This window comes from Stenotrophomonas sp. GD03794, assembly GCF_029842145.1.
GTDB classification, from domain to species: Bacteria; Pseudomonadota; Gammaproteobacteria; order Xanthomonadales; family Xanthomonadaceae; genus Stenotrophomonas; species Stenotrophomonas riyadhensis.
Map to the genome: position 1 here is coordinate 51,640 of NZ_JAOCFV010000027.1, position 11,609 is coordinate 63,248.

At 66.5% G+C, this 11,609-nt stretch carries 12 protein-coding genes and 3 tRNA genes; 4 read left to right on the forward strand and 11 right to left on the reverse strand.

Annotation, left to right across the window (positions count from 1 at the left end):
- Positions 1-5: 5 nt before the first annotated feature.
- From N5D91_RS14890 to N5D91_RS14930, 9 genes are all read right to left on the reverse strand, one after another.
- Positions 6-82, reverse strand: a tRNA-Arg gene (locus tag N5D91_RS14890).
- A 69-nt stretch (positions 83-151) separates the two neighbouring features.
- Positions 152-228, reverse strand: a tRNA-Arg gene (locus N5D91_RS14895).
- Entirely contained in the window at positions 219-1,145 is a 927-nt protein-coding gene (locus tag N5D91_RS14900) for an alpha/beta fold hydrolase (RefSeq protein WP_180855537.1), read from the reverse strand. Before N5D91_RS14900 ends, N5D91_RS14895 begins: the two co-directional genes overlap by 10 nt.
- A complete protein-coding gene (gene thiD, locus N5D91_RS14905) occupies positions 1,142-1,951 on the reverse strand; it encodes a bifunctional hydroxymethylpyrimidine kinase/phosphomethylpyrimidine kinase (RefSeq protein ID WP_049423499.1) in 810 nt (269 codons plus the stop codon). The genes N5D91_RS14900 and thiD overlap by 4 nt, the downstream gene beginning before the upstream one ends.
- Before the next feature lie 106 nt (positions 1,952-2,057).
- A complete protein-coding gene (locus tag N5D91_RS14910; protein WP_180855538.1) occupies positions 2,058-2,726 on the reverse strand; it encodes a YoaK family protein in 669 nt (222 codons plus the stop codon).
- Between the two features lie 12 nt (positions 2,727-2,738).
- The gene (locus N5D91_RS14915) at positions 2,739-3,245 is read right to left on the reverse strand and encodes a hypothetical protein (protein WP_032128845.1); all 507 of its coding nucleotides are present in this window, start codon (positions 3,243-3,245) and stop codon (positions 2,739-2,741) included.
- Positions 3,242-4,642: a PhoH family protein gene (locus N5D91_RS14920; RefSeq protein WP_010484287.1), complete on the reverse strand. Its 1,401-nt coding sequence runs from the start codon at positions 4,640-4,642 to the stop codon at positions 3,242-3,244. Before N5D91_RS14920 ends, N5D91_RS14915 begins: the two co-directional genes overlap by 4 nt.
- 84 nt (positions 4,643-4,726) lie before the next feature.
- A complete protein-coding gene (locus N5D91_RS14925; RefSeq protein ID WP_049434212.1) occupies positions 4,727-5,206 on the reverse strand; it encodes a peroxiredoxin in 480 nt (159 codons plus the stop codon).
- 79 nt (positions 5,207-5,285) lie between these two features.
- Positions 5,286-5,846, reverse strand: coding sequence for a glycine cleavage system protein R (locus N5D91_RS14930; protein ID WP_005409051.1), 561 nt, complete (start codon positions 5,844-5,846; stop codon positions 5,286-5,288).
- Between the two features lie 164 nt (positions 5,847-6,010).
- Here N5D91_RS14930 and dapA point away from each other — a divergent pair, with 164 nt between their 5' ends.
- Complete coding sequence (dapA, locus tag N5D91_RS14935; protein WP_110711908.1) at positions 6,011-6,904, forward strand: 4-hydroxy-tetrahydrodipicolinate synthase; 894 nt, start codon at positions 6,011-6,013, stop codon at positions 6,902-6,904.
- Positions 6,905-6,936: 32 nt separating this feature from the next.
- The gene (locus N5D91_RS14940) at positions 6,937-7,452 is read left to right on the forward strand and encodes a hypothetical protein (protein ID WP_110711909.1); all 516 of its coding nucleotides are present in this window, start codon (positions 6,937-6,939) and stop codon (positions 7,450-7,452) included.
- 167 nt (positions 7,453-7,619) lie between these two features.
- On the opposite strand, the gene fdxA is transcribed toward N5D91_RS14940, so the two are convergent.
- On the reverse strand, positions 7,620-7,943 hold the full coding sequence (gene fdxA, locus N5D91_RS14945) for a ferredoxin FdxA (RefSeq protein WP_005409054.1): 324 nt from the start codon (positions 7,941-7,943) through the stop codon (positions 7,620-7,622).
- A 192-nt stretch (positions 7,944-8,135) separates the two neighbouring features.
- On the opposite strand from fdxA, the gene N5D91_RS14950 reads away from it, so the two are divergent.
- Positions 8,136-9,560, forward strand: a complete 1,425-nt coding sequence (locus N5D91_RS14950; protein WP_180855540.1) for a sugar porter family MFS transporter — start codon at positions 8,136-8,138, stop codon at positions 9,558-9,560.
- A 528-nt stretch (positions 9,561-10,088) separates the two neighbouring features.
- Here the strand turns inward: N5D91_RS14950 and N5D91_RS14955 are convergent.
- Positions 10,089-10,163: transfer RNA gene (locus N5D91_RS14955), tRNA-Glu, on the reverse strand.
- A 46-nt stretch (positions 10,164-10,209) separates the two neighbouring features.
- Here N5D91_RS14955 and pcnB point away from each other — a divergent pair.
- The gene (pcnB, locus tag N5D91_RS14960) at positions 10,210-11,595 is read left to right on the forward strand and encodes a polynucleotide adenylyltransferase PcnB (RefSeq protein ID WP_162622022.1); all 1,386 of its coding nucleotides are present in this window, start codon (positions 10,210-10,212) and stop codon (positions 11,593-11,595) included.
- Positions 11,596-11,609: the final 14 nt, after the last annotated feature.

Consider the following 11,609-nt stretch of genomic DNA (forward strand, 5'->3'; position numbering starts at 1 on the left):
GTGTATGGTGCGCCCGGAGAGATTCGAACTCCCGACCGCCTGGTTCGTAGCCAGGTACTCTATCCAACTGAGCTACGGGCGCGCGGTACACAATCAACTTACTGCTTAATTTTACTGCATTTCCAGCGGCGGATGCTGAAAACCTGTCGAGTGGTGCGCCCGGAGAGATTCGAACTCCCGACCGCCTGGTTCGTAGCCAGGTACTCTATCCAACTGAGCTACGGGCGCCCTGCGACAGGAGCGGAATTATGCGGATGTCGGCGCGTACCGTCAACAGTTTTGTGAAAATTTTCATCCAACTGAATGAAAAAGCTGTCAGCCACGGCGTTCGGGGCCTTCAGCCAAGCGAAGTGGTCGGCGCGCGTGCCCAGTTCCTGCGCGGACAGCACGCGCAGTTGCGCGGCCACATTCGGCAGTTTCGCCAGCAACGTCTGCATCGAACCGATCGGTGCCAGCCAGTCCTGTTCCATCAACACCGCCTGTGCGCTGCCATGCACGCGCGCCATCTGCGCATCGAGGTCTTCGTCCATGCCGGCCGCGGCATAGTGGTTGTTCAGGCCCACGCGCGCCCAGTCGGCGATCAGTCCGCGTGCTTCGGTGCCACCGAAGCCGAGGCGGCGACCATGCAGCACGCCCTGGCGCTGCGCGAGCCACGGCAGGAAGCGGTAGACCAGCGGCAGCAGCCAGCCGCGCGGTGGTGGGAAGCCACGCCAGAACGGTGAGCCGCTGGCCGCCAGCCACAGCCGGTTGAAGTGCTGCGGGTTGCGGCCGGCATGCACGCAGGCCAGCTGCCCACCGAGGCTGTGTCCACCGATGATCCAGGACAGGGCGCCGGCTTCGTCATCCGCTGCGGCCAGGACGGCCTGGCTGGCCGGCAGATCCTGTTCGAGTACTTCGCGATAGCCCCAGTCCTGCGTGCGCGACGGGCGCAGCGAGCTGCTGCCGTTGCCGCGCCACTCATGCAGGTACACCGCCACGCCCTTCGCAGCCAGCGCCTGCGCCAGCGGCAGGTAGTGGCGCGCGGCCACGCCCAGCGCCGGCAGCCACAGCAGGCGCACGATGGGCTGTGCGGGCACGCAGGCGATCACTTCGTAGCGATGGCCATCAGTGCACTGCACGGCAACGACGTCCGGTGCGAGACTCATGCGTGCGGTGCCGCGCCGAAGTGATCCAGCACCAGCACCTCGCTGCGGCCAGGCGCGTAGCCCTGCTGCAGGCCGCGCGCAACGTAGTCGATGCCGGCTTCGCAGGCATTGGCCAGGCTCAGGCCGTTGCACAGCTGCGCGGCGATGGCCGAGGCCAGCGTGCAGCCTGTGCCATGTGCGTCCAGCGGCAGGCGGGCGTGAATGAATTCTTCGCTGCTGACGCCGTCGAAGTAGCGATCGATCACGCGGTTGCCTTCCTGCAGGTGGCCGCCTTTCAGCAGCACCGCACCGGCACCGAGATCGAGCAGGGCGGAGGCAGCCTGTTCGGCGTCATCGCCGTTGCCGATCTTCCGGCCGATCAGGAGTTCTGCTTCCGGGGTATTGGGCGTAACCAGCGTCGCCAACGGCAGCAGGCGTTCGCGCATGGCCTTGAGCGCACTTTCCTCCAGCAGGCGGGCGCCGCTGGTGGCGACCATCACCGGGTCCAGCACCACGTGCGGCGGGCGATGCTTTTCCAGGGCGTCGGCGACCGCATGGATCACCTCGGCGTTGGCCAGCATGCCGAGTTTCACGGCATGGATGTCGAAGTCATCGAAGCAGGCTTCGATCTGCGCCTGCAGGAATGCGATTGGTGGCACGTGCACGGCGGTGACGCCACGGGTGTTCTGTGCGGTCAGTGCAGCGAACACGGCCAAGCCATGCACGCGGTGCGCGGCGAAGGCCTTGAGATCGGCGGGGACGCCGGCGCCACCGCCGGAGTCGGATCCGGCGATGGTGAGGGCGGAAACGGGAGTGGTCGGGCTCATCCGGCGATTGTGCCGTGGTCACCGCAAAGACGGTAGCGTCGATGCGGGAGATGGGGTCAGATCCCTTTTCCGCAGGAAAAGGGATCTGACCCCTGGAGCGCGGCCCTCAATGCCGCCAACGCGCCCACTGCTGGTACAGCACATAGCCCAGCCCGGTCAGGCCGGTCAGCAGGGCGGGGGCGAGCAGGGCGTCGTATTGCCAGCGCATGAACAACCAGGCGCCGATGATGCCGCCGCCGAGGAAGCCGCTGATGATCAGGCCGCTGAGGGTCAGCCGTCGAACCTGCAGCGGCAGTCCACGCAGCAGGTGGCCCAGGCCGATGCCGAGGTCGGTGAACATGCCGCTGAGGTGGGTGGTGCGCACCACCGCGCCACTGAAGGTGGTGGCCATCGCGTTCTGCAGGCCGCAGGCCATGGCGGCGGCCAGTGCGCCCCAGATCTGATGCTGTTCGAACAGCGGAATGGCCATCAGCAGCAGTGCCGATTCCAGCGCCAGCGCGACGCCGTAGCGGCGGCCCAGCTGCAATGCGCTGTCCTGGATCAGCAGGCCGCTGAGCATCGCGCCCAGCGAGAACGCGATCAACAGTCCCCATAGATGGCCGACTGCGCGCCAGTCGCCCTGGGCCAGCGCCATGCCGAGCTGGCTGGTGCTGCCGGTCATGTGGCTGACCGCCTGGTGCTCGAAACCGAGGAAGCCGACCACGTTGACCATGCCGGCCACGCACGAGAGCGCGACCGCGCCAATCCAGACCCAGGTGGGCAGGCGTATTCCCATCGGCGGGGCCCCTCAGGGCCCGCCGAAGCCGCCGTTGAACTGCAGCTCGCTGAAGGTGTTGCTGGCCGGGTCGAATACCGCGCCCCAGAACTGCGTGCCGCCGTCACAGACGCGGATCGCTTCCCGTGCCGGGTTGATGCCGCTGTCGTCGGGCAGATGGAAGGCGTTGATGTAGATCAGACGCTTGCCGGCGCTTTCGATGCCGACGTACTGGCGGTCGAAGTCCAGCACCTTCGGTACCTGTGATTCCAGCGACGACAGCTGCGCTTCCAGCTGGTCGATCTGCTGCCGGCTGGGCGCCCAGTAACCACTGACCCGCCCGGCCTCGCGGCCGGGACTGGGGCGCGAGCAGGTATCGAGCACCTGCGCGGCGATGATCGGGCGGGTGACCACCCAGGATTGGCCGGTACGCTCGGCGGTCGGCACGCTGGCCGGGCCGCGCGTGGTGGTGCAGGCACCCAGGACGGCTGCGAGGGCGATCGCAGCCGTGGGCAGCAGCAGGCGGGTGCAGCGGTTCACAACACCTCCGAAGCGTAATCGGCCAGGCGTGAGCGTTCGCCTCGGCGCAGGGTGATGTGCGCACTATGCGGCCAGTTCTTGAAGCGATCCACCGCGTAGGTCAGGCCCGAGGTGGTCTCGGTCAGGTACGGGGTGTCGATCTGCTCGACGTTGCCCAGGCAGACGATCTTGGTACCGGGGCCGGCACGGGTGATCAGCGTCTTCATCTGCTTCGGGGTGAGGTTCTGCGCCTCGTCCAGGATCAGGTAGCGCGACAGGAAGGTGCGGCCGCGCATGAAGTTCATCGAGCGGATCTTGATGCGGCTGGCCAGCAGGTCGTTGGTCGCCTGGCGCCCCCAGGTGCCGCCTTCCTGGTTGTGCGTGAGCACTTCCAGGTTGTCGGTCAGTGCGCCCATCCACGGCGTCATCTTCTCTTCCTCGGTGCCGGGCAGGAAGCCGATGTCCTCGCCGACGCTGACCGTGGCGCGGGTCATGATGATCTCGCGGTAGCGCTGCTGGTCCATCGTCTGCGCCAGGCCGGCGGCCAGCGCCAGCAGGGTCTTGCCGGTGCCGGCGGTACCCAGCAGCGTCACGAAGTCGATCTCCGGATCCATCAGTGCGTTGAGCGCGAAGTTCTGCTCGCGGTTGCGTGCGCTGATGCCCCACACGGCGTGGCTGCCGTGGCGGAAATCATCGACCAGCGACAGCACCACCTTGCCGTCGCCGACCACGCGGCTGACGCGCAGCTCGACTTCATCTTCGCCAGGCAGGTAGACGTACTGGTTCGGGTACCACTCCTCGCCATCCTGGGCCAGGATTTCGTAATGCGTGCGGCCCTTGTCGCTCCAGCTGCGCAGGTCATCGCCGTGGCGCTTCCAGAAGTCTTCCGGCAGCTCGGTGGCGCCGGTGTAGAGCAGGCTGAAATCGTCCAGCGCACGGTCGTTCTCGTAGTCCTCGGACACGATGCCGGCGATCGCGGCCTTGATCCGCAGGTTGATGTCCTTGGAAACGAACACCACCGGCAGGTCCGGGGTTTCTTCCTTCAGCGCCAGGATCGCGCCGAGGATGGCGTTGTCCGGGATGACCTTGCCGAAGCTCTTGCCGGCGTCGAAATGGCTGGTCTGGAAGCGCAGCTTGCCGGCGCTCTGCTTGCCGCGCAGCTGCAGGCCATTGGGACGCTGCAGCGGAATGCCGTCGGCCAGGTTGTCCAGGCCGGATTCCTGCACCAGCTCGTTGAGGAAGCGGCTCACCTGGCGGGCGTTGCGGCTCGCTTCGGAGGTGCCCTTCTTGCCGTTGTCCAGCTCCTCGATCACCTGCATGGGCAGGTAGACGTCGTGCTCCTCGAATTTGAACAGCGCGGTGGGATCGTGCATCAGCACGTTGGTATCCAGCACGTAGATGCGCTTGCCTCGGGTCATCGTCGATTCCTGGTTACGGACAGGGAAAAACCACCACGGCCTGCCGCGGGGCAGGGTGATGGCAGACACAGTAGGCAGTGGGACTCACTTGGACTGGGAGGCCTTCAGTTCGGCGAGAACGGCATCGGCATGGCCGGCAACCTTGACCTTGCGCCAGGACTGCACGATGCGGCTGTCGGGGGAAATCAGGAAGGTGCTGCGTTCGATGCCACGTACCTGCTTGCCGTACATGTTCTTCATCCTGATCACGTCGAAGGCGCTGCACAGCGCTTCGTCGCCATCGCTGACCAGCGGGAAGTTGAAGCCCTGCTTGGCGCAGAAGTTGTCGTGCGACTTCACCGAGTCGCGCGAGACACCGAGTACCACCGCGCCTGCCTTCTTGAATTTCGGCAGCAGTGCGTTGAAGTCGATGCCTTCGGTGGTGCAGCCGGGGGTGCTGTCCTTGGGGTAGAAGTACAGCACCAGCCAGTGGCCGGCGTAGTCGCCGAGGGTTGCCTGTTCGCCACCGGACAGCGCCAGCGGCAGGGAGAGGGTGGTGCTGTCCAGGGTATCGCCGTTGTTCATGAGGTCCTTCTGTCGAGCCTGGGTTCTTTCTACGACAATTGCATGAAACGCCACGCGCCCGTGAGAGGCGCGCGAAGAATCAGAATTTCATCGGGTCCATGATCGCGTCCAGGTTCAGGTGGTCGCAGAATTCAAGGAAGTCGTCGCGCAGTGCGGCGATGTGCATGTTGGCCGGGACGCCAATGGTGACCTGCGCGCTGAACATCTCCGCACCGGTCTGCATGGCGCGGTAGCGCGTGCTCTGCAGGTTCTCGATGGTGATGCCCTGGCGGTCGAAGAAATCGGCCAGCTGGAACAGGATGCCGGGTTTGTCGGCGGCGATCACTTCGACGATGTACGGCAGCAGGTTGGACTGCGCCTGCTTGGCGGCGGTGCGGTACCAGACCAGTTTCAGGCCCTCTTCGCGCTCCAGCCGGGTCAGCATCGCTTCCAGCTTGGCCACCGAGTCCCAGGAGCCGGTGGCCAGGGCGGTGACCGAGACATCGCGGCCGACCGTGGCCAGGCGTGCGTCCACCAGATTGCAGCCGCTGTCGGCAATGCGGCGGGTGACGGACAGCAGGGGGGACTCCGGATGCGTCGTGTAGGCGTTGATCAGGAGGTGGTTTTCGCTCGGCGCGGGGCGCGGGGTGGTGTCGGTCAAGGCGATTCCGGGTAATGCATGCGTTAGTCTGAATGCCCGCCTGAGGCGGGGATCCACCGGTGTCCAGCATACTTGCCCGTGCTTTCGCGCCGCAAGTAACATTCAGGTCGCCCCCGGCCTTTCGTGGCGGGCGTTTTCCCTTCCCAGCCAAGAGCAGCACGTCCTTGTCCCTTTCCGGCCTCATCACCGCGCTGGCGACCCCGTTCCGGGCCGACGGTGCCCTCGATCCCGACGGTTGGCAGCGCCTGCTGCACCTGCAACTGGAAGGTGGCGTCCATGGCGTTGTCGTAGCCGGCTCGACCGGTGAAGCAGCGACCCTCACCGATGCCGAGTACGACCTGCTGCTGGCCAGTGCGGTCGAGCGCATCGGCGGCCGCATCCCGGTCATGGCCGGTACCGGCCTGTCGGGCACCGCCAAGACCATCGAACAGACCCGCCGTGCCGCCGCGCTTGGCGCCAGCCACGCGCTGGTGGTCACCCCGCCGTACGTGCGGCCGACCCAGGCTGGCCTGATCGCGCACTACCGCGCAGTTGCCGACCAAGGGGGGCTGCCGGTCGTGCTGTACAACGTGCCTGGCCGTACCGGGTGCGACATGCAGCCGGAGACCGTGGCCGAGCTGGCCAGCCATCCCAACATCGTCGGCATCAAGGAAGCGGTGGGTGACACCGGCCGGGTGCAGGCGCTGCTGGCATTGCGCAGCCCGAAGTTCGCGGTGCTCAGTGGCGATGACGGCACGGCCGCGCGCTCGATCCGGGCCGGTATCGATGGCCTGATCTCGGTCGGCTCCAACGTGCTGCCCGGCGCCTACCGCCGGATGTGCGAGCTGGCTGCCGCCCACGATCACGAAGCCACCGAGTCCTGGGATGCGCGCCTGCATCCGTTCCATGATTTCTGCGGCGTTGAGCCGAACCCGATTCCGGTCAAGGCGCTGCTGCGTCGCATCGGCATCGGTCACGACCTGCGTCTGCCGCTGCTGCCGCTGTCGGCGGCGCACCATCCGGCGGCCGACCATCTTGCCGGCGACATCGCCGCCCTCGAAGCCCTTTCCAGCCACTGACCTTCCGTCTTGGTCTGACCCAGGAGATTCACATGCGTCAATCCGTTTCCACCGTCCGCGTGCTGTCCTACGCGCTGCTTGCCGTGGCCGTCGCCGCCGGCACCACCGGCTGCTTCAAGCGTGGCGTCAAGGGCGACTACGCCCTGGCCCCGGAAATGCGTCCGCTGGAAGTGCCGCCGGACCTGAACCTGCCGGCCACCACCGGTGACAACAAGGTGCCGGCGCTGGTCTCGGCAACCAAGCCGGCCGCGCCTGCGGCTGCGGCTCCGGCCGTGGGCAACACCGGTTTCACCATTGCCGGCGGCAAGGATGAAGCCTTCGCCAAGGTCGGTACCGCACTGGAAGGCGTGGCGGGTGTGACCATTGCCAGCCGCGCGCAGCTGCTCGGCTCGTACGATGTGGCCTACGAAGGCAGCAATTTCCTGGTTCGCGTGGTTGCCGTCGATGCCGGCGCCTACATCTCTGCGGTCGACCCGCGTGGCTTGCCGGCCACCGCCGAAGCACCCGTGAAGCTGATCGCCGCACTGAAGGCGAAGCTGGCCCAGTAAGGGCTGCCTCTGGTAGAGGCCGACCTTGGTCGGCGCTTCTGTGCCAACCAAGGTTGGCACCTACTGGATCTTGCGGTTGGCACCTGCCGGATCGCGCGGTTGGTATCTGCCGAGCAACGAGAAAGGGCGCCATGGGCGCCCTTTCTCGTTGCCGCAGCAGGCGCTTCTCAGCGCTCCAGCAGCTTCAGCTTGTCCGGCTTGCCGTCCCATTCGCCGGCATCGGCGGGCGGGTCCTTGCGCACGGTCAGCACCGGCCACTCCTTCGCCAGCTCGGCGTTGAGGGCAACGAAGCCTTCCTGGCCGGCGGGGACGTCGTCCTCGGGGAAAATCGCGTTGACCGGGCACTCCGGCTCGCAGAGGGTGCAGTCGATGCACTCATCCGGGTCGATCACCAGGAAGTTCGGGCCTTCGTGGAAGCAATCCACGGGGCACACTTCCACGCAATCGGTGTGTTTGCACTTGATGCAGTTTTCGGTGACGACAAAGGGCATGGGCTGGGGGTGGATCGATTCCTGAACCCGACAATTCTAGAACAGGTTGGCCCCCGGTGTCGGCGCGGGGCCGAAAACGGGCGTCTGGCAGGCGCGGCCGTGGCGGATATTGGCGGCATGGCGCGGCCTGTGCGACGCTGCGGGAGCACAGGCTGCCCTGCCAGCCGAAACCCCTTCCCAGCAGGATTGCCCATGCCCCAAGCCCAGTCCGGCGCCGCCTCCCACGGCGGCGAGAACACTGCGTTCATTGTCCTGATCAGTTGCGTGGCCACCCTCGGCGGTTTCCTGTTCGGCTTCGACAGTGGTGTCATCAATGGCACGGTCGATGGCCTGCGCCAGGCCTTCAACTCCAGCGAGGCCGCGCTGGGCTTCGAGGTGGCTTCGATGCTGCTGGGCTGCGCGATCGGTGCCTTCCTGGCGGGCTGGCTGGGGGATCGCCTTGGCCGTCGTGGCGTGCTGATCGCCTCGGCGCTGATGTTCCTGGTCTCGGCGCTGGGCGCCGGTGCCGCCCATGCTTCCTGGCTGTTCATCGCCGCCCGCGTGCTCGGCGGCTTCGCCGTAGGCGCGGCCAGCGTGATGTCACCGGCCTACATCGCCGAGGTGGCCTCGGCGCGCTATCGCGGTCGCCTGGCCACGGTGCAGCAGATGGCGATCATCTGTGGCCTGTTCGCGGCCTTTCTCAGCAACTACCTGCTGGCCCGCGCCGCCGGCGCCTCGACCGAGCCGTTGTGGCTGGGCCATGAGGCCTGGCGCTGGATGTTCTGGATGCAGGCGCTGCCGTCGGGGCTGTTCCTGCTGTTGTTGCTGGTGATTCCGGAGAGTCCGCGCTTCCTGGTGCTGAGGGGGCGGCAGGCGCAGGCGAGGGCGGTGCTGGCCCGGCTGTATGGCGAGGACGCCGCAACGGCCAAGCAGGCCGAGATCGAGGCGAGCCTGGCCCAGGACCAGCACAAGCCGCGCTTCAGCGACCTGCGCAGCAAAGCCACCGGCAGACTGCGCCCGATCCTCTGGGTAGGCATTGGCCTGGCCATGTTCCAGCAGCTGGTCGGCATCAACGTGGTGTTCTATTACGGCGCGGTGCTGTGGCAGGCGGTGGGCTTCTCGGAAAGCGACGCGCTGCTGATCAACGTGCTGTCCGGCGCGCTGAGCATCGGCGCCTGCCTGCTGACGGTGCTGTTGATCGACCGCATCGGGCGCAAGCCGCTGCTGTGGATCGGCTCGGTTGGCATGTCGGTGGCGCTGGTGCTGATGGTGGTGGCGTTTGCCAGCGGCAGCCTGGCCGATGGTCGCCTGCAGCTGTCCGATGGCATGGGCCGGCTGGCGCTGGTCGCCGCCAATGTCTACGTGGTGTTCTTCAACATGTCCTGGGGCCCGGTGATGTGGGTGATGCTGGGCGAGATGTTCCCGAACCAGATCCGCGGCCCGGCGTTGGCCGTTGCCGGCGCGGCGCAGTGGACCTCGAACTTCGCGATCACCGTGACCTTCCCGATGCTGCTGGCCGGCATCGGCCTGGCCGGGGCCTACGGCATCTACGCTGTCGTTGCGATCCTCTCGATCTTCTTCGTGGTCCGCTGCGTGCGCGAGACCAAGGGCAAGGAGCTGGAGCAGATGGAAGGCTGACGCTGCCTGGCTTCGGTTGCATCCTGTTGGCGCCTGGTTGTCCCGAGTTTGAGGGGGCAGGCCGCCCTCTCCAGGACACGCAAAAGCCCATCCATGGTGCTCGATGGCGCCTTGCTCGCGTGCGCTGTCCTGCGCACTCGGCAAGACCAGGGTTGGGCTCCTTGCCCAACCCGTCGGGCGCATGCGCCCAACCCATGGCGCCAACGGTCCTGGAGAGGGCGGCCTGCCCCCTCCTGACAGTTTCATGGTGCGTGCGGACGCGGCGAAGCGCTGGTCGGTTGTTGCCGGGGGTCGCGGGAAACCGTCCAGAGCCGGTGGGGTCACCCAGGGCGGGACCGTTGGCGCCATGGATGGCGCCATCGAGCCCCCATGGATGGGTTCACGGCGTGTCCTGCCCTGGGTGACCCCACCGGCTCAAGCCGATTGCAGGGAGGCGCCGATGCGACCAACTCGACCGCAGTCACTGCAATCCCGGAAAACAGAAAAGCCCGCACAAAGGCGGGCTTTTTCGGTTCCTGCTGCGGCGACTGGCGCTCCCTAGGGGACTCGAACCCCTGTTTTAGCCTTGAGAGGGCCACGTCCTAACCACTAGACGAAGGGAGCGTAACTGTGTCGCTGCCGAGGCAGGAGCGCTAGTATATGCACCTCGATGCCATTGGGCAATCCCGAAACTTCAACCGGAAGCGCCAACATCATTTCCCCTGCTACATCACCGTTCAGCCTGCGCGTCATCCCGCGCGACCAGCACACGATCTCCCGCAAGGACATCAGCCCGAACGCCCTGCGCGTGCTTTATCGCCTGCGCGATGCCGGCTTCGGCGCCTACCTTGTCGGCGGTGCGGTGCGCGATCTGCTGGTCAATGGCCAACCCAAGGATTTCGACGTGGCCACCGACGCCACGCCCGAACAGGTCAAGCAGTTGTTCCGCAACTGCCGCCTGATCGGTCGCCGGTTCCGACTCGCCCATGTGGTGTTCGGCCGCGAGATCATCGAAGTCGCCACCTTCCGTGCCAACAGCGATGACGGCAGCGGCGACCGTGAGATGGAAAACGGCATGCTCGTGCGCGACAACGTGTACGGCACCATCGAAGACGACGCCGTCCGCCGCGACTTCACCTGCAACGCTCTGTACTACGCCATCGAGGACTTCTCGGTGCGCGACTACACAGGCGGCTTTGAAGACGTGCAGGCGCGCCTGATGAAGCTGATCGGCGACCCCGAACAGCGCTACCGCGAGGATCCGGTACGCATGCTGCGTGCGGTGCGCCTGGCGGCCAAGCTCGGCTTCCAGATCGAAGAGGGCACCGCCGCGCCGATCCCGCGCCTGGCCGACCTGCTCAATGAAGCCGCGCCGGCACGCCTGTTCGAGGAAGTGCTCAAGCTGTTCCTGTCCGGGCACGGCGTGGCCAGCTTCGAAGGCCTGGAGCGCTACGGCCTGCTGGATGTGCTGTTCCCGGAAAGCGCCAAAGCGCTCAAGTCCAACCGCACCGGCGCGCTGCGTCGCATGCTGGTCGAAGGTCTGGCCAACACCGATGCGCGCGTGGCCAACGACGAGCCTGTCTCGCCCGCGTTCCTGTTCGCGCTGCTGCTGTGGCCGGCCTACTGTCGCGCGCAGGCGACCCTGCTCAAGCAGGGCGTGGCGCCGGAAGAAGCGCAGCGTCGTGCCGCTGACCGCGTCACGGTGCAGCAGCTGAGCACCATCGCGCTGCCGCGCCGCTTCTCGCTGCCGATGCAGGAGATCTGGCTGCTGCAGTCGCGCTTCGGCTCGCGCCAGCGCAAGCGCGTGTTCCGCACCCTGACCCATCCGCGTTTCCGTGCTGCATTCGACTTCCTCAGCCTGCGCCAGGTAGCCTCGGCCGAACACGCCGCCGATGTTGAATTCTGGCGCGAGGCACAGGCACAGTCCGGTCGCGAACTGGAATCGTCGCTGGATGCGATGCACAGCGAAGAGGGGGACGACGAGAACGGGGCGCCGCGCAAGCGTCGCCGTCGCCGTCGTCGTCCGGGTGCCCCGGCCGGTGCAACGGGCGAGTAAGCGATGACCCTTGC